The 16,678-nt window shown below is 68.9% G+C and carries 19 protein-coding genes and 1 tRNA gene; 8 read left to right on the top strand and 12 right to left on the bottom strand.

The genetic code is table 11. From position 1 onward, the window contains the following. Positions 1–147 precede the first annotated feature (147 nt). The 5 genes from PV734_RS23345 to PV734_RS23365 all read right to left on the bottom strand — a co-directional run bounded on the left by PV734_RS23345 (position 148) and on the right by PV734_RS23365 (position 3,471). Positions 148–534 carry a toxin-antitoxin system, toxin component, PIN family protein gene (locus tag PV734_RS23345; RefSeq protein WP_319291452.1) on the bottom strand — a complete coding sequence of 129 codons (387 nt, stop codon included), beginning with the start codon at positions 532–534 and terminating at the stop codon, positions 148–150. Next, entirely contained in the window at positions 524–1,180 is a 657-nt protein-coding gene (locus tag PV734_RS23350) for a DUF433 domain-containing protein (RefSeq protein WP_319092746.1), read from the bottom strand. The genes PV734_RS23345 and PV734_RS23350 overlap by 11 nt, the downstream gene beginning before the upstream one ends. 109 nt (positions 1,181–1,289) lie before the next feature. Continuing rightward, on the bottom strand, positions 1,290–2,180 hold the full coding sequence (locus PV734_RS23355) for a hypothetical protein (RefSeq protein ID WP_319291454.1): 891 nt from the start codon (positions 2,178–2,180) through the stop codon (positions 1,290–1,292). 297 nt (positions 2,181–2,477) lie between these two features. Next, entirely contained in the window at positions 2,478–2,600 is a 123-nt protein-coding gene (locus PV734_RS23360; protein ID WP_319291457.1) for a DUF397 domain-containing protein, read from the bottom strand. Further along, on the bottom strand, positions 2,557–3,471 hold the full coding sequence (locus tag PV734_RS23365) for a helix-turn-helix transcriptional regulator (RefSeq protein WP_319093044.1): 915 nt from the start codon (positions 3,469–3,471) through the stop codon (positions 2,557–2,559). The genes PV734_RS23360 and PV734_RS23365 overlap by 44 nt, the downstream gene beginning before the upstream one ends. A 225-nt stretch (positions 3,472–3,696) precedes the next feature. Here PV734_RS23365 and PV734_RS23370 point away from each other — a divergent pair, with 225 nt between their 5' ends. Together PV734_RS23370 and PV734_RS23375 are read left to right on the top strand one after the other, a co-directional pair. Further along, positions 3,697–4,212 (top strand): ATP-binding protein, encoded by a 516-nt coding sequence (locus tag PV734_RS23370; protein ID WP_319291460.1) that lies wholly within the window; start codon positions 3,697–3,699, stop codon positions 4,210–4,212. A 178-nt stretch (positions 4,213–4,390) separates the two neighbouring features. Next, on the top strand, positions 4,391–4,936 hold the full coding sequence (locus PV734_RS23375; RefSeq protein ID WP_319291463.1) for an MOSC domain-containing protein: 546 nt from the start codon (positions 4,391–4,393) through the stop codon (positions 4,934–4,936). Between the two features lie 123 nt (positions 4,937–5,059). Here the strand turns inward: PV734_RS23375 and PV734_RS23380 are convergent. From PV734_RS23380 to PV734_RS23390, 3 genes are all read right to left on the bottom strand, one after another. Beyond that, a tRNA-Pro gene (locus PV734_RS23380) sits at positions 5,060–5,133 on the bottom strand. A 42-nt stretch (positions 5,134–5,175) separates the two neighbouring features. Next, positions 5,176–5,952, bottom strand: coding sequence for a Pr6Pr family membrane protein (locus PV734_RS23385; RefSeq protein ID WP_319291466.1), 777 nt, complete (start codon positions 5,950–5,952; stop codon positions 5,176–5,178). Positions 5,953–6,006: 54 nt separating this feature from the next. Continuing rightward, positions 6,007–6,933, bottom strand: coding sequence for a metallophosphoesterase (locus PV734_RS23390; RefSeq protein ID WP_319092714.1), 927 nt, complete (start codon positions 6,931–6,933; stop codon positions 6,007–6,009). Between the two features lie 78 nt (positions 6,934–7,011). Here PV734_RS23390 and PV734_RS23395 point away from each other — a divergent pair, with 78 nt between their 5' ends. Next, complete coding sequence (locus PV734_RS23395; RefSeq protein WP_319092713.1) at positions 7,012–7,476, top strand: GatB/YqeY domain-containing protein; 465 nt, start codon at positions 7,012–7,014, stop codon at positions 7,474–7,476. 157 nt (positions 7,477–7,633) lie between these two features. On the opposite strand, the gene PV734_RS23400 is transcribed toward PV734_RS23395, so the two are convergent. Next, positions 7,634–9,931, bottom strand: coding sequence for a transglycosylase domain-containing protein (locus PV734_RS23400; protein ID WP_319092712.1), 2,298 nt, complete (start codon positions 9,929–9,931; stop codon positions 7,634–7,636). A gap of 408 nt (positions 9,932–10,339) precedes the next feature. Between PV734_RS23400 and wblA the strand changes: the two genes are divergently transcribed. Continuing rightward, the gene (gene wblA, locus PV734_RS23405; RefSeq protein ID WP_319092711.1) at positions 10,340–10,678 is read left to right on the top strand and encodes a transcriptional regulator WblA; all 339 of its coding nucleotides are present in this window, start codon (positions 10,340–10,342) and stop codon (positions 10,676–10,678) included. Positions 10,679–10,792: 114 nt separating this feature from the next. Here wblA and PV734_RS23410 read toward each other — a convergent pair whose 3' ends face one another. Together PV734_RS23410 and PV734_RS23415 are read right to left on the bottom strand one after the other, a co-directional pair. Further along, a complete protein-coding gene (locus tag PV734_RS23410; protein ID WP_319092710.1) occupies positions 10,793–12,178 on the bottom strand; it encodes an ArsA family ATPase in 1,386 nt (461 codons plus the stop codon). Continuing rightward, positions 12,175–13,152, bottom strand: coding sequence for an ArsA-related P-loop ATPase (locus PV734_RS23415; RefSeq protein WP_319092709.1), 978 nt, complete (start codon positions 13,150–13,152; stop codon positions 12,175–12,177). Before PV734_RS23415 ends, PV734_RS23410 begins: the two co-directional genes overlap by 4 nt. Positions 13,153–13,247: 95 nt before the next feature. On the opposite strand from PV734_RS23415, the gene PV734_RS23420 reads away from it, so the two are divergent. The 4 genes from PV734_RS23420 to PV734_RS23435 all read left to right on the top strand — a co-directional run bounded on the left by PV734_RS23420 (position 13,248) and on the right by PV734_RS23435 (position 15,816). Further along, on the top strand, positions 13,248–13,406 hold the full coding sequence (locus PV734_RS23420) for a DUF4177 domain-containing protein (protein ID WP_019063748.1): 159 nt from the start codon (positions 13,248–13,250) through the stop codon (positions 13,404–13,406). Next, positions 13,403–13,870: a RidA family protein gene (locus tag PV734_RS23425; protein WP_006373280.1), complete on the top strand. Its 468-nt coding sequence runs from the start codon at positions 13,403–13,405 to the stop codon at positions 13,868–13,870. The genes PV734_RS23420 and PV734_RS23425 overlap by 4 nt, the downstream gene beginning before the upstream one ends. A 148-nt stretch (positions 13,871–14,018) precedes the next feature. Continuing rightward, a complete protein-coding gene (locus PV734_RS23430) occupies positions 14,019–14,906 on the top strand; it encodes an NUDIX hydrolase (protein WP_319291469.1) in 888 nt (295 codons plus the stop codon). 79 nt (positions 14,907–14,985) lie between these two features. Beyond that, positions 14,986–15,816, top strand: a complete 831-nt coding sequence (locus PV734_RS23435; RefSeq protein ID WP_319092707.1) for an MBL fold metallo-hydrolase — start codon at positions 14,986–14,988, stop codon at positions 15,814–15,816. A gap of 15 nt (positions 15,817–15,831) precedes the next feature. Here the strand turns inward: PV734_RS23435 and PV734_RS23440 are convergent, their stop codons facing one another. Further along, positions 15,832–16,677, bottom strand: a complete 846-nt coding sequence (locus PV734_RS23440; protein ID WP_319092706.1) for a nucleotidyltransferase domain-containing protein — start codon at positions 16,675–16,677, stop codon at positions 15,832–15,834. Position 16,678 lies beyond the last annotated feature (1 nt).

A 16,678-nucleotide genomic window follows, 5' to 3' on the forward strand; every position in this document is an offset into this window, starting at 1 on the left:
CACGAAGTGACGGCTCCTTACTTGAGAAGGGGGCTCCAACCTGGCATCTACGGCATGACTTTGAGCCTTCTGGAAAGCGCGTCGAGAAGCGGATTCACGGTCAGATGATGCCGACGACGCTCCGCCGCCGGGCGCTCGGTCCACCGGCTACGGCCACGTGCGCTCGATGCGGTCGCTCCTCACCGCGTAGGCAGCCGGGCCGCCCTTCTCGACAGCCCGGTGGATCGCGTCACGACGCGCCACGAGACGTTCGATCATCTCGGCGGCAGGAAGCTGTTGGTTGTCGAGATAGAAGAGCACCGCCGCACGCTCCAGGACGGGCTGGATCTCCAGGTCTCGCGTCTTGATCCGCCCGTCCTTCGAGAGAGGGACCCAGGACCGGTCGAGACCATGAGCGATCCACTCCTCGTCGGCGACGTCCTGGCCGTCGTCGGGGAAGACGTCTCCGATGCGGTGGACGGTCCACCCGCAAGCCCTGAGTCCTTCGGCGACACGGCGACCGAGATTTCGGTCGAGGAAGAACTCAGGCGACAAGGTGCACCACTGCCTGGCAGAGCGCGTCCACCTGCTCAGGCGTCATGGCGAAGTCGTACGCGATGTCCTCGACGCTCTCCCCGGCCTCCCACAGGTCGGTGATCGCCTTGACCGAGACCCGGTTGGCGGCCACCACGGGAAGACCGTGGCCGAACCTGGGATCGATCACGACAGGGACGGACTCCGGGTACTGCCTCAGCCGCAGGCTGGAGGGAAAGTCGTCGCCGGCGTCCCAGTTCAGGTAACGGAGATATCTGGAGACCACTTCCTGGATGGGAGCCTGGCCGTCCCGGGCTCTGCGGAGATCCCCGAGACCGTGTTCGACGAAGATGTCCACACCGTCCGTCGCGATGCGTTTCGACACGAGGCCGTAGGGGGTGTCGAAGGCGTCCCGTACGGCGGCGGCGGCTTCCTTGATCTCACTCATGCGGAGTCCGAGGGAACGCAGGGAACGGAGCACGTGTGCCTCTGCCACCGCGATGAACGGCACCGAGGGCTGCCCCTTGCGCAAGGGCTCCACCTGGTGGACGAGAGGCGCTCCGGCGGCCTTGCCCTTCAACCACGAGGCGAGCGTCGTCTGCGGAATCTGCAGATAGGAGGCCGTCTCCGTGGGAGTCAAAAGTCCGTCTACGAACCTGTCGACCATGCTCCACCTCCTCCCGGTGCCGGTGCTGGTGCCGTTGTAGATGAAAGATCTCGCATCGTCGCACATCAAGCCTCCCACCCGGGGTCCGACCGCAATCCCGTTCACCGCCTCAGCCCGCTGCCCGGAGCCGGTCCCCCGGTCGGCAGTCCCGGCAGCGTCCGGGTGTGGGCGCTCGGAAGGGCCGGTCGCAGCCGTCGCAGTCCTGGAAGGGCAGTACGAGTGGGCGGGGCGTGATCGGGCTGAGGGGGAGCGGCGGTGGCGCGGGAAGGGGCGTCTCCCGGAGGCGGAAGGCAAGGATGCCTGCCGGACGTCCCTTGAACGTGTCGGGAAGCCGTGCGGTGAGCAGCCCGGTGATCTCGGGCGCCGCCACACCCGCCTCCAGCCACTGGGCCACGGCCGGGGCCAGCCGGACGGCCTCCTGCGCGGACAGGACGAGGCGCGGGTCGACCCGCCGCAGCGCGGTGAGCACGGCGACTGCCTGCGGATCGGCGTCGCCGAGGGCTGCTGGTGCTGGTTTTTCGGTTTCCGCCTGAGCGAGTACGGGCGTGGCATCCCGCAAGGTCACGGAAGGGGCCGCCGCCTGCGAAATGTCCGGCTGCTGACGAGACCGACGCGGTTCGGGAGGGCCATCCGGATCCGGGCCGGGATGGCCGCCGGGGACGTCGTAGAAGTAGGTGCGGGTGCGAATCTTCCCAGTGGAGGTCCGCTCGCGGCGGCGCTCCAGATAGCCCGCCGACTCGAGTTCCCTGAGGGCGCGCGAGATGAGGATCTCGCCCTCGCTGAAGTGCTCGCACAGGGCGGTGATGCTCACGGACGAGGCGTCGGGAAGGGAGGCGATGTAGGCGGCGACGCCGATGGTGACCGCGCTGCCGCGTCGCTGGACGAGGGCGTTGGCGATCACGGTGAAGTCGGAGGTGAGGCGGGTACGTACGTGGATCACGCCGGAGGTAGGCGCTCCGGCACCGGCGCGTAGGCGCGCACTAGACTGCGTTTCAGCCATTTGGGAAGCGTCTTCTTCCTGATCGGTCAGGCCCTCGATCGGGACGGGAATCCCGGCCGGGGGCCGCATTTGTCTGTGGTGGTCGCGGCGAACGTAACCGCCCGCATCCCGCGCCTGCAAGCCGGTCACTCGGACGGGTGAACGCGGGCTCGCGACCGGGGAGGGTGGGTGGGCGGGTAGTTCTTTCCCCCGGTTCTTTCAGGAGGTCAGTGGCCCGCCGGACCCTCGCGAACAAGGACCCGGTGAGCCCGTAGGACGGACGGCGACCGGGCCCCGGCCACCCGGACGACGGCGGTGTCAGCCCTTCAACTCACCTATGAACACAGCCCAGGAGCCGTCACCGAAGCACAACTCCGGCCTGTCCGGCGCCTTACTGTCACGAACCGGGACGACGCCCCGGAACCCGTCGGCCACCTCCACGCAATCGCCCCCCTCTTGATTGCTGTAGCTGCTCCTGCGCCAAGCGACGCCGTTCAGATCGGGACGGGACCTTCGCTCCACGGTGGTTGTCCTCCATCACGGATCGGATCATGTCGAGCGACATGAGCGGGGGCAGGGCTGCCGCCCGCAGCCGATCGTAGGACAGCGCCAAGTTCCTGACCTCGTCCGGATCCTCGACGAGTTGGCCGTAGTGCGCGCCTTCCGTGTACGCGATCTCCGAGCCGCCCGGCATGGTGAGCACGGTGAGCGAGCCGCCCAGGGCATCGTGCTCGCCTTGGTCGAACGGCAGTACCTGGACGGTGATGTGAGGCTCCGTCACGGTCCCGAGCAGTCGCGCCAACTGCTCCTGCATCACCGCCTGTCCGCCGACCGGACGCCTGAGCACCGACTCGTCGAGGACCGCCCACAGTTCGGGCCGGTCGGGCGTACCAAGACGCTCCTGGCGCCCCATGCGCAAGGAGACCCGCTCCTCCAACTGCTCCTCGCTGCCGAGTGTTCGCCCGACTCGAAGCAGCGCCCGCGCGTAGTCCTCCGTCTGCAACAGACCCGGCACCACATGGGCCGCGTACTGCCTGATGGCCACCGCCCGCGCGGAGTACTCCATGAACTTTCGCGACCAGTTGGGAAACGCCTCCCGATACACGTAGGGCCACAGGTCGACGAGCAGATCGTCCGCTTCGAGGGCCACGTCGAGCGCACGGGCCAGCGGGAGTGTCGGTTTCGCCCCGGACGCCCGTTCGATCTGCGTGATCCGCGTGCCCACCACGTGCACCATCGCACCGAGTTCGGGCTGGGTCAGTCCGGCCGCCGTACGGAGCCTGCGCACCCGGGAGCCGAAGAGCGCCGCCATCGACGTACTGGGGTCAATTCCGTTGGCCAAAGCGTCACTTCCGTTCCTTACGGGATGAAAGGTAAGGCTGCGCCCCCTGTCGAGCGTAGAGCGATCAGTCGACTCTTGAGTACGGAACGTGACGTCTCGTGTACGTCGCGAAATGACATCGAACCAGATGTGCCGAGACAGAACAGACAAGGACGGAGACCAGCCGTGGCGACCGCAACAACCGAAACAACCGCAATGGGTGACGAGCCGAGTGAACTCCGCTCATTCGCCGAGCAGTTCGGATCCTCACCGAGAGGCGCGCAGCTCGCCCGGCGTCTCGCTGTCCGGCAGCTGGAGGTGTGGGGCCACCCGCCGGCGTCGGACGCGTCGTGCACGATCGCCCTCGTCGTCGGTGAACTCGCGGCGAACGCCGTGCTGCACGGCCGGGTCGCCGGACGGGACTTCGGACTCCGGCTCACTCTCGACACGGCCGCAGGCTTCGTACGCATCGAGGTCTCGGACGCCGCTTCCACGAAACGTCCGCCTACGACCCCACCCACTTCGTACCCCGAGGGCGAGTCGGGCCGGGGCCTGCTCCTGGTGGACGTCCTGTCGGTGCGCTGGGGATCGACACCCCGCCACCCCTTGGGCAAGACGATGTGGGCGGAGTGCGCAGTCCTGGCCGCGAGCGGACGGACAGCAGATCATGCGCAGGACGCACGGGACGGCACCGAGCCCGAACCCGCGAAGGCGGCCAGGTTGAGCGATTGACGCGTCTGTACTGGCCAGGATCCGGGGCTTGAAGCCGCGCGGGTCGGGTCACACCTTCTTGACGTCAGAAGCGGTACTGGAGCATCCGCCCGGCCCGCTCACTGGGCCCTCCTCGCAAGGCTGGTTGCCCCACCAATAAGATCGACTGCCGCGAAACGACCACAGGGGGGAGGGCGTGATGACCGGCCAGGTCGCCGCAGTGAGCCGTAACGAGGTGTACTCGTTCAGCAAGCCCAATCGAGATTCCATCAGGCTGCTCACAGGACTCGGGGTGGAGGGAGACGTGCACGCAGGTGAGACGATCCGCCATCAGTTCCGCATGACCTACGAGCCGGACCTGCCCAATCTGCGCCAGGTCCACCTGATGCACGAGGAACTCTTCGGCGAGCTCGCGCTCAAGGGCTTCAAGGTCTCTGCGGGTCAGCTCGGCGAGAACATCACCACGCGAGATGTGGACCTGCTGGGGCTGCCCACCGGCGCTCTGCTCCATCTCGGAGAGCAGGCGGTACTCGAGGTCACGGGGCTGCGCAACCCATGCGCGAAGATCAACGACTTCCGCAAGGGACTGCTCGGCGAGGTCTTCACCATGGACTCCGTGACCGGTGAGTTCACATTCAAGAGCGGTGTCATGGCCGTGGTCCGACACGGAGGCATCGTCCGCCCCGACGATGCCATCCAGGTCGAAACCCCGCCTCTCCCTCACCGCCCGTTGGAACGGGTCTAGCAGCCGCGCTGATCCGGAGACAGACTCCAAGATCTTCTCCCAGATTTCTCCAGAGAGCCCCTGGAGAACGAGGCAGGCCCGGCGCTGATTTCTCAGCACCGGGCCTCACCTGGCGTTTTACTGTCGGGGTGGCGGGATTTGAACCCACGACCTCTTCGTCCCGAACGAAGCGCGCTGCCAAGCTGCGCTACACCCCGATGTCGCTGCTTGTCCTGCTTGTCGCGGCGACGTCGTTTACTTTAGCCCACCGGTGGCCCCAGGCGAAATCCGGTTTTGGCGCGGTGGTGGACGGGGTTCGGGCGGATGTGGTCGAGGGTTATGAGGAGGACGGCGAGGGTGTAGAAGGCCAGGCCGAGGAGGAGGGCGTTGGCCAGGATGCTCTTGTAGCCGTGCTCGTCCACGTCGAGGAAGGCGTAGAGGTAGCGGTTCGGTGAGCCCGGGAGGAGGAGCTCGCCTCGGAGCAGGGAGAAGGTCAGGTACGCCAGGGGGTACAGGAGCCACGGTGCCGCCTGGCGCAGGTGCAGGTGGCCGGCGGCGGTCAGGAGCAGCCAGTTGGTGAGGGCCGCGATCGGGATCGCCGTATGCAGGACCTGGTCGGTGACGGCGTGCCAGCCCGTCGGGGAGGGCGGCGTGGTGAACGGGCTCGACGGGTTCGCCACCAGGATGTGGTGGACCAGGGCCCCGATCACCACGTACAGGAGGGCGGCGCCTGCCAGGGCGCTGGGCAGTGGGCGGCGGGCTGTCCAGGCGCGGCGGGCCGAGACGGTCATGACCAGGGTCAGCAGGATGCTGCTCTGGATCGTGAACTGGCTGAGAACCTGGGCGGGGCTGCCCAGGACCAGTTCCGTCGTCACGGCCGCGGCAGCCGCGGCGGCGGTGAGGAGGCGGAAGACCGCCGTCACCGGGCGGCGTACCGGGGTCACCACGGCCGTGGCGGGGACGGGGGAGGGGAGGAGTCCGGGTCCGCCCGGGAGCGCGGGGAGGTCCGGTATGTCCCTGGGTATCGGCGCGGTCATGCCCTCACGCTAGGGCGAGTGGGCAAAAGGGGCGATCCGGGCGACCCGAGTGGGCTACGCCCGTGCCGTCAGCGTCAGCAGGGTCGCCTCGGGCGGGCAGGCGAAACGTACCGGCGTGTAGCGGTTGGCGCCGCAGCCCGCCGAGACGTGGAGGTACGACGTCCGGCCCTCCGCCGTGTGCGTCGACAGGCCCTTGACGCGGTCCGTGTCGAGGTCGCAGTTGGTGACCAGGGCGCCGTAGAACGGGATGCACAGCTGGCCGCCGTGGGTGTGGCCGGCCAGGGTCAGCGGGTACGCGTCCGCCGTGAACGCGTCCAGGACCCGGAGGTAGGGGGCGTGGACGACGGCCAGCGAGACGTCCGCCGTCTTCGAGGGGCCGCCGGCCACCTGCTGGTAGCGGTCCCGCTTGATGTGCGGGTCGTCCAGGCCCGTCAGTTCCACGGACAAGCCGTCGATCTTCAGCACGCCGCGCGTGTTCGTCAGGTTCAGCCAGCCCGCGGTGTCGAAGCCGTCACGCAGCTCCTCCCACGGGTTGTGGATCACGTCGACCGCGGGCGGGTTGCCGTTCAGGCCGTGCTTGCCCTGGGTCTTCTCGAGCAGGTACCGGGCGGGGTTACGGGGTTTGGGGCCGTAGTAGTCGTTCGAGCCGAAGACGTACGCGCCCGGGAACTCCATCAGCGGGCCGAGCGCGTCCAGCACCTCGGGCACGCCCTCCGGGTCGGACAGGTTGTCGCCCGTGTTGATCACGAAGTCGGGGCGCAGGCCGGCCAGGGAGCGCAGCCAGCGCTGCTTCTTGTACTGACCGCCGACCATGTGGATGTCCGACACCTGGAGCACGCGCAGGGGGCGCATGCCCGTGGGCAGCACCGGCACGGTCACCCGGCGGAGGCGGAAGGAGCGGGTCTCGAAACCCGCCGAGTAGACGAGGCCGGCGGCGGCAACGGCCGTGATTCCCAGGGGTACTGCGTATCGCGCGCGCATGCTCCCATCGTGTCAGGCGGGAAGGAGCGGTGGAAATCCACGGGCGTTCCGCTTGCCGCACCTGCGACAATCGATCCCATGACCACGCTCAAGTCGAAGCTCAGGGAAGACCTCAACACCGCCATCAAGGCGCGCGACGAACTCCGCTCCTCGACGCTCCGGCTGACCCTTACCGCGATCACGCAGGAAGAGGTCTCCGGCAAGGAGAAGCGAGAGCTCTCCGACGAGGAGATCATCAAGGTGATCAGCCGCGAGGCGAAGAAGCGCCGTGAGGCGGCCGACGCCTTCGCCCAGGGCGACCGCCCCGAGCAGGCCGAGCGGGAGAAGGCGGAGGGTGTGATCCTCGCCGTCTACCTGCCCAAGCAGCTCGACGACGAGGAGCTGAACCGGATCGTCGCCCAGGCCGTCGAGGAGGCGAAGGCGGCCGGTGCCGAGGGGCCGCGTGCCATGGGTCAGGTCATGAAGATCGTGAACCCGAAGGTCGCGGGCCTCGCTGAGGGCGGCCGGGTCGCCGCCGCGGTGAAGAAGCTCCTCGCCGGCTGACCTGCGGCGAGCAACGACACGAGCACCGACGCGAGCACCGACGCGCCTGTACGTCGATGGGGGCGCCCTTCCTGAGAAGGGCGCCCCCATCGACGTACAGGCGACTACGGCTCACTCGCTGCCCGGCTCACTCGCTCGGCCGCGGCGCGCGGACCCTCTACGGGAAGCCTCCGTTGCCGTTGCCGTTGCTGTTCCCGTTGCTGGTTCCGTTGTTGCCGCCGTTGTCGTTGCCCTGGATGAAGCCCTCGGGGATCGAGAAGGTCGGGTTCGGGAACGTCGTGCCGCCGTTGTCGTTGCCGTCCGTCGCGCCACCGTTGTTGTTGCCGTTGTTGTCCCCGTTGCCGCCGTCGTTGTTGCCGTTGTCGTCCGGCTTCGGGGGGGCCGGCTCGATGATGGGGATGATGTTGAACTTCCCGGAGTCCTTGCCCTGGAGGGCGCCGGTCATGGCGTCCTTCCAGATGGGGCCCGGGACCTTGCCGCCGAAGACCAGGTCGTAGTAGTTGCCGCCGATCCTGATGTTGCGCATCTTCACGTTCTGCATGGCGCTGCCGACCCAGACGGCACCCGACAGGGTCGGCGTGTAGCCGACGAACCAGGCGTTCTTGCGCTCGTCCGTCGTACCCGTCTTACCCGCGTTGTCGCGGCCGTCGGTGAGGCCGGCCGACTGGCCGGTGCCGGAGTCGATGACGCCCTGGAGCAGGGTGTTGACCGTGTCCGCGGTCGTCTCCGACATCGCACGGGAGCACGTCGACTTCGGGACCTCCAGCGACTTCTGCCCGCCGTTGACCTTCTGCGTGATCGACTCGATGGCGATCGGCGTGCAGTACATGCCTCGGGAGGCGAAGGCCGCGTACGCGCTCGCCATCGTCAGCGGGGAGATGCCCCTGGAGCCGAGGGCGATGGCCGGCACCTCGGGGAGCTTGTCGCCGTTGCCCTGTCTGACGTGCAGTGCGTCGGTCATGTTCATCACCGGGCACAGGCCGATGTCGGAGATCATCTGCACGAAGTAGGTGTTGACCGACAGCGCCATCGCCTTCTTCAGGCGGTAGGGGCCCTTCTCCGACTCGCTCTCGTTCTCCAGCTTCTCGCCCTTCAGGTTGACCCACGGCTTGCCGCTGCACGTCTGGACCGGGCTGGGGTACTCCATCTCGTACGGCGCCGAGTACTGCTGGATCGCCGGGCGCCCCTCCTCCAGGGCCGCCGCCGCCACGAACGGCTTGAACGTCGAACCGGTCGGGAAGCCGTAGTTGGAACCGCCCCGGTCGCTGCCGACCGAGTAGTTGATCTCGGTCTGGTTCTTGCCGTAGCCGTACGGCTTCGACTGGCCCATGCCGAGGATCTTGCCGGTGCCCGGCTGGACCAGCGTGACGGCTGTCGCCACCGAGTCCGACTGGTACACGTGTTCCTTGATCGACGCCTGCACGGACGCCTGCGACTGCGGGTCCAGCGTCGTACGGATGGTCAGGCCGCCCTGGTTCCAGATCTTCGCCCGGTCCGCGCGGGTCTTGCCGAAGACGGGGCTGGCCAGGAACTCCTTCTCGACGTACTTGCAGAAGAAGCCCGCGCCCTTGACCGCGGCGATGCAGCCGTTCTTGGGCTCGCTGACCTTCAGGCCGAGCGGCTTCTCCTGCGCGGCGGCGGCCTCCTGCTGGGAGATGTCACCGACCTCCGCCATGCGCTTGAGCACGGTGTTACGGCGCTTGGTGGCCTCCGCCGGGTCGTTCACCGGGTCGTACCGGGTCGGCGACTGGACGATGCCGGCCAGCAGGGCCGCCTGGGGGAGGGTGAGGTTCTTCGCGGACTTGGAGAAGTAGCGGCGGGCGCCGGCCTCGACGCCGTAGGCCTGCTGGCCGAAGAACGTGATGTTCAGGTAGTTCTCGAGGATCTTCTTCTTGCCCAGTTCCTCCTCGACCTGGATCGCGTACTTCAGCTCCTTGATCTTGCGGCCGATCGTCTGCTGCTGGGCCTGCGCGACCTTCGTCGGGTCGTCACCGGCCTCCTCGACGAACACGTTCTTCACGAGCTGCTGCGTGAGCGTGGAGGCGCCCTCCGCGACGCCGCCGCTCTGCGCGTTCTTGTTGAGCGCCCGCAGGACGCCCTTGAGGTCGATCGCGCCGTGCTCGTAGAACCGGGAGTCCTCGATCGCGACGATCGCCTTCTGCATGTACGGCGAGATGTCCTTGAGCTCGACGACCGTGCGGTCGCGCGAGTAGACCGTCGCCAGCTGGCCGCCCTTGGCGTCCAGGATCGTGGTGCGCTGGCTCAGCGGCAGGGTCTTGAGATTGGCCGGGATCTCGTCGAACCCCTCGACCGAACCCTTGGCCGCGAGGCCGAGCGCGCCGGCGGCGGGCAGGGCGATGCCCGCCGCGACCGCACCCGCGAGCACGCTGACACCGAGGAACTTGGCGGCCTGCTGGACTACCGACAGGCCTCCGCCCGAGCGCTTGTTTGGCATAAGGGCAGCCTACGTTCTCATTCGCCGGACACACGTACAGGCCTTGGCCTAAGCTGCTCACAACTGTCACAGCTGTGAGGTCACGTATCAATACGTCCCTGAGACCGGAAACGTTTCGGATGTAGTCCAACTTTTTTTGTGGAGTACGCGCCCGGATTGGCCTCGTGTGTCACGAGGTATCCGTTGTGACCCAGGTGAACTGTCCCCCTTTGTCGGGATGGTCACGCATGTCGGTCGCTCACTCCCCCGGGTGATCTGCCGCTTACCCATAGTCCGTTCGGGCCATTCAAGATTGGGCCCGAAGGGGGTGTTGCGCTGTCCCCGCCTTCCGTAACGTCCTCAACTGGCGCGGTGAATATGCCGCTGCCGCCGTGGGGGAGCCTCGATTCGGGAGAGGACGGCGCCGGTATGGGCTGGGTAACCGACTGGAGTGCGCAGGCGGGCTGCCGCACTACCGATCCGGATGAACTGTTCGTTCAAGGAGCAGCGCAGAACAGGGCCAAGGCGGTGTGCACCGGATGTCCGGTACGCACGGAATGCCTGGCTGACGCGCTCGACAACCGTGTCGAGTTCGGCGTGTGGGGAGGAATGACGGAGCGGGAGCGCCGCGCACTGCTGCGCAGGCGTCCCACCGTCACCTCGTGGCGTCGGCTGCTCGAAACCGCGCGTACGGAGTACGAGCGGGGGGCGGGAATCCTGCCCCTCGACGAGGAAGAGGTGTACGAGAACTACTTGGCAGTGGGCTGAGCCGTCGACAGTCGGTCACTGAACCTCGTGGAACCTCGTGGAACCTCGCGGTCGGTAACCGCCGTCTCGTCAGTCACTCGTCTCAGTCACGTCTCGTCTCAGTCACGTCTCGTCTCAGTCGCTCGTCACCGGAGGGTCCGGCAGCTCTGGCCGGTCGGTCGCGAGTCGGTCGCCGATGTTCCGCAGGCCCGCGAGGTCATGCACATCGCCGGGCAGTGCGGCGACCTCGGTGACCGCCACCTCCGGGTGGAGGGCGGTGAAGCGGTCGCGTGTGCGCTGCTCGCGGGAGAGCAGCTGCATACGGTCGGCGTGCAGCCGGAGCAGGCCTGCGGTGAGTTGTTGGACGGTGGGTTCGCTCGGGTCGGCGGTCGGGGCACCGTCGGTGGCGGTGGGGGAGCCTTCGACGTGTTCCCTGACGTGTTCCTCGACGCCTGCCTCGGGCGCTGCTGTCTGGTCCGGACGTTCTGAACCGCCGTACGGGTCGGGGGAGTTACGAAGTCCAGCTTTCCCGTCCTCCTGATCGACAATGCGGGGCTCTTCAAGATTTTCCGCGGCGGCGAGCGCACGCTCGGCCGACAGCTGGGCGGCGCCGCTGCCGTGGACCCGGTTGAGCACCAGCCCGGCGAGCGGCATGTCCTCCGCGGCCAGCCGCTCCACGAAGTACGCGGCCTCGCGCAGCGCGTCCCGCTCCGGGGCCGCGACCACCAGAAACGCCGTACCGGGCGCCTGAAGAAGCTGGTAGGTGGCGTCGGCGCGGGTACGGAACCCACCGAAGGTGGTGTCCATCGCGGAGACGAACGTCTGTACGTCCTTGAGGAGTTGGCCGCCCAGGAGCTTGCCCAGGGTGCCGGTCATCAACGACATGCCGACGTTCAGGAACTTCATTCCGGCGCGCCCGCCCAGCTTCGCCGGCGCCGTCAGCAGCCGGATCAGCCGGCCGTCGAGAAACGAGCCGAGCCTCTTCGGGGCGTCCAGGAAGTCCAGCGCGGACCGGGACGGAGGTGTGTCGACGACGATGAGATCCCACTCGTCGCGCGCCCGCAGCTGCCCCAGCTTCTCCATCGCCATGTACTCCTGCGTGCCCGCGAAGCCCGCCGAGAGTGACTGGTAGAAGGGGTTGGCGAGGATCGCGGCGGCCCGCTCACGGTCGGCGTGCGCCTCGACGATCTCGTCGAACGTCCGCTTCATGTCGAGCATCATGGCGTGCAGTTCGCCGCCGCCCTCGACGCCCTTGACCCGCCGCGGGACGTTGTCGAGCGAGTCGATGCCCATGGACTGGGCGAGTCTGCGGGCCGGGTCGATGGTCAGCACCACCACCTTCCGCCCCCGCTCGGCGGCGCGCAGTCCGAGCGCCGCCGCGGTGGTCGTCTTGCCGACCCCGCCGGATCCGCAGCACACCACGATCCGCGTCCTCGGATCGTCGATCAGCGGATCCACCTCAAGCACGCGCGCGGGGGACAGGCCGTGACGGGAGGCGGAGTCGTGCGGGTCCGGGCTCATGAAATCCTCTGCTTCCGCAGCTCGTTGGCCAGTTCGTACAGACCTGCCAGATCCATGCCCTCGGCGAACAACGGCAGTTCGTGCAGGGGCAGCTCCAACCCGCCCAGCACGGACCGCTGTTCGTGCTCCAGGGCGTACCGCTCGGCGTACTCCTCGACCTGGGCCAGCAGCGGATCCACCAGCTTCTCGGCGTTCCCGCCGCGCCGCGCCCCGCCGAGCCCGGCGGCCGACAGCGACCGCGCGAGCGCGCCGCGAGGGGCCGCCCGTACGAGTTCCAGCTCGGCCTCGTCCAAAACCTCGGGCCGCACCATGTTGACGATGATCCGCCCCACCGGCAGCTTCGCCGCACGCAGCTCGGCGATGCCGTCCGCGGTCTCCTGGACGGGCATCTCCTCCAGCAGCGTCACCAGATGCACCGCCGTCTCGGGCGACTTGAGCACGCGCATCACGGCCTGGGCCTGATTGTGTATCGGGCCGATCTTCGCGAGGCCGGCCACCTCGTCGTTGACGTTCAGGAAACGGGTGATGCGGCCGGTCGGCGGGGCGTCCATCACGACGTGGTCGTAGGCGAACCGCCCGCTCCTGTCCTTCCGCCGGACCGCCTCGCACGCCTTTCCGGTCAGGAGCACGTCCCTGATGCCCGGGGCGATGGTGGTGGCGAAGTCGATCGCGCCGAGTTTCTTCAGGGCACGACCGGCGCTCCCGAGTTTGTAGAACATCTGGAGGTAGTCCAGCAGTGCCTGCTCGGGGTCGATGGCGAGGGCGAACACCTCCCCGCCCCCGGGAGCGACGGCGATCTTCCGCTCCTCATAAGGCAGCACTTCGGTTTCGAAGAGCTGCGCGATGCCCTGCCTGCCCTCGACCTCGACGAGAAGCGTGCGCTTCCCCTCGGTTGCGAGGGCGAGCGCGAGCGCTGCGGCGACCGTGGTCTTTCCGGTCCCGCCCTTACCGCTGACGACCTGGAACCTGCTCACGTATTCGAGACTAACCAGTCCGGCTCGAACCTACGCCGGAGGCTGTGGACAACGTGGGCGCGGAGCGCTTGGCGGCAGCGGATAAAGTCGCCTCCATGACCAAGTGGGAATACTCGACCGTGCCGCTGCTCGTCCACGCCACGAAGCAGATTCTGGACACCTGGGGCGAGGACGGCTGGGAGCTCGTCCAGGTCGTGCCCGGGCCGAACAACCCCGAGCAGCTCGTGGCCTACCTGAAGCGGGAGAAGGCGTGAGCGCGGTGGAGGCCCGCCTCGCCGAGCTGGGCCTGACCCTGCCGGCGGTCGTGCCGCCGCTGGCCGCGTACCAGCCGGCTGTGCGGTCGGGGGTGTACGTGTACACCTCGGGCCAGCTGCCCATGGTGGACGGGAAACTTCCGGTCACCGGGAAGGTGGGCGCGGAGGTCACGCCGGAGGAGGCCAAACAACTGGCCCGTACGTGTGCGCTGAACGCGCTCGCGGCGGTCAAGTCGGTCGCCGGTGACCTCGACCTGGTCGCGCGCGTCGTGAAGGTCGTCGGCTTCGTCGCCTCGGCGCCGGACTTCACCGGGCAGCCCGGTGTGATCAACGGCGCGAGCGAACTCCTCGGCGAGGTACTGGGCGACAAGGGCGTCCACGCCCGCAGCGCGGTCGGCGTGGCGGTACTGCCACTGGACGCGCCTGTGGAGGTCGAGGTCCAGGTTGAGCTGGTCGGTCTTTAGCCCGTCCGGCGTTTGAGGACGAGCGCGTTCAGCGCGACAGGGGGGGGGCTGGGGGCGCAGCCCCCAGGGATGGGACGGGGAGGGGCGGCGGGGGCGAAGAAACCCTCGCGCCCTCGAACATGCGCTCACCACCGGATAGCCTCCGCCCATGGCAAACGGGCAGTGGTACCCACCGGAGTGGCCGGACCTCATCCGCGGGCTCGCCGAAGGCACCCTCACCCCGGTCACCCCCAAGCGTGCGGCCACCGTCATGCTCCTGAAGGACACCGACACCGACACCGACACCGGCCCCGTCGTCCACATGCTGCGCAGACGCGCCTCCATGGCCTTCGCCGGGGGCGCGTACGCGTATCCGGGCGGCGGCGTCGACCCCCGCGACGACGACCACCTGATCCGCTGGGCGGGCCCCACGCGCGCGTGGTGGGCCTCCCGGCTGGGCCTGGGCACCGACGAGACGTCCGCGCAGGCGGTCGTCTGCGCCGCCGTACGGGAGACGTACGAGGAGGCGGGCGTCCTGCTCGCGGGCCCGACCGCCGATTCCGTGGTCGGCGACACCACGGGCGACGACTGGGAGGCGGACCGCGCGGCACTGGTCGCCCGGGAACTGTCCTTCGCCGAGTTCCTGGACCGCCGCGGACTGGTGCTCCGCTCGGACCTCCTCGGGGCGTGGGCCCGCTGGATCACCCCGGAGTTCGAGTCCCGCCGCTACGACACCTGGTTCTTCGTCGCCGCGCTCCCGAGGGGCCAGCGCACCCGCAACGCCTCCACGGAGGCCGACCGCACGGTGTGGATCGAACCCGCCACCGCGGCGGCCTCGTACGACAAGGGCGAGCTGCTGATGCTGCCGCCCACGATCGCGACCCTGCGGGCGCTGGCACCGTACGACAGCGTGTCGGGGGCCCTCGCCGGGGCCCTGGAGCGCGACCTGGCGCCAGTCCTGGCCAGGGCCAGCCTGGAGGACGGTGAGATCGTGCTGGCCTGGCCGGGGCACGAGGAGTTCACCAAGCACATCCCGCTCGGCGGAGCCCCCGCATGACGGCGCCGGCGAGCACACCCGCCCCCGTGCACCCGCACACACCCCCCACCCACCCCCTGGCCCTGGCAGGTGCCCCCGCATGACCGAAGCCGCCGCTCTCCCCGGCCAGCCGCGCGGCGGGGTTCTCTCGGGCCCCGCGACCGCGCGCGCGGTCAATGTCCTCGCGCCCAACGCCTCCGCGATGACGCTCGACGGGACGAACACCTGGATCGTCTCGGAGCCCGATTCCGAACTGGCCGTCGTCGTCGACCCGGGCCCCCTCGACGACGTACACCTCCGGCATGTCGTCGACACCGTGCGGAAGGCCGGCAAGCGGGTCGCGCTGACACTGCTCACGCACGGGCATCCGGACCACGCGGAGGGCGCCGGACGCTTCGCCGAGCTGACGGGATCGCGTGTGCGGGCGCTCGATCCGGCGCTGCGGCTGGGGGACGAGGGGCTCGGGCACGGGGACGTCGTGTCCGTCGGCGGGCTGGAGCTGAGGGTCGTACCGACGCCGGGACACACATCGGACTCGCTGTGCTTCCATCTCCCGGCCGATCGGGCCGTCCTGACGGGTGACACCGTCCTGGGGCGTGGAACGACCTTGGTGGCCCATCCTGACGGCCGCCTGGGGGACTATCTGGACTCCCTGCGGCGACTCAGGTCCCTGACCGTGGACGACGGCGTACACATCGTCCTGCCGGGTCACGGTCCCGTCCTGGACGACGCCCAGGGGGCAGTCGAGTTCTACCTCGCCCACCGGGCCCACCGACTCGCCCAGGTCGAGACAGCGGCGGAGAACGGCTGCACGAGCCCCGCGGAGGTAGTCGCCCACGTGTACGCGGACGTGGACCGCTCCCTGTGGCCGGCCGCCGAACTGTCCGTACGGGCCCAACTGGAGTACCTGCGCGAGCACGGGCTCATCTAGGTCCGGCCCGGGCCCCTATTCGGGCCTGGGTGCCTTGACGCCGTGCACGCGCGTGTACTCCTCGGCGAGCCACGAGCCCAGCTCCTCGACGTGCGAGCGCGAAAACGACCGCAGGACGGCCGGGTCGTCCGTCGGCTCGTGGCCCAGTGACGCTGCCTCCCTCATGCGCGGGCCCCACTGCGGGTAGTACGCCGCGAACGCCTCGGCCATCTCGTACAGATCACTGGTCCAGCCTTCCCGGCGCGGCATGACGAGAGTGAAGCCGGTCCGCACCAGGCGGCGGGAAATGCCCCGCACGCGTGCGCGTACCGCCCCCGTAGGAGCCCCCGGGGCGGTCGCATCGGCGATCAGGCGCCGCCAGCGCGGGAGGCACAGGGCCAGGTCGCCGTTGGTCTCGCGGGCGAGGAGGGAGTCGGGGCGGTAGCGGGGCAGGTACCCGGCCAGGTCCTCGCCGAGGAGAGGTGTGCAGAGGCAGGCCACGAACCAGCCCAGGTCGTGCCTCTCCAGGTCGCTCAACACCTGTGCCCGCGAGACCAGCAGCGTGCCGGAGCCGTCGATCTGCTCGAACTCGTTGTCGAGCGCCGCGTCCAGAGCGCGGGCCGCCGCCCGGTCCACCTCTGTGGGCTCATCGCGCAGGACGAGCAGAAGGTCCAGGTCGCTGCGGCCCACGCGCGCGGTGCCGCGCGGGACGGACCCGTACACGTACGCACTGTGCAGCCGCGCCCCGAAGACGTCGACGACCCGGTCGCGGGCCGCACCGACGACGGGCCGGAAAGCGGGCGGCACGCGAGCGAGGGAGCCCTCACGCGCGATGAACCCGTGCTCGTCCAGCCCCGGACGCGCCGGCACCCCGTACGTCACG

It is taken from the genome of Streptomyces sp. AK08-02 (assembly GCF_033795085.1).
In the GTDB taxonomy this organism is placed as follows: Bacteria; Actinomycetota; Actinomycetes; order Streptomycetales; family Streptomycetaceae; genus Streptomyces; species Streptomyces echiniscabiei.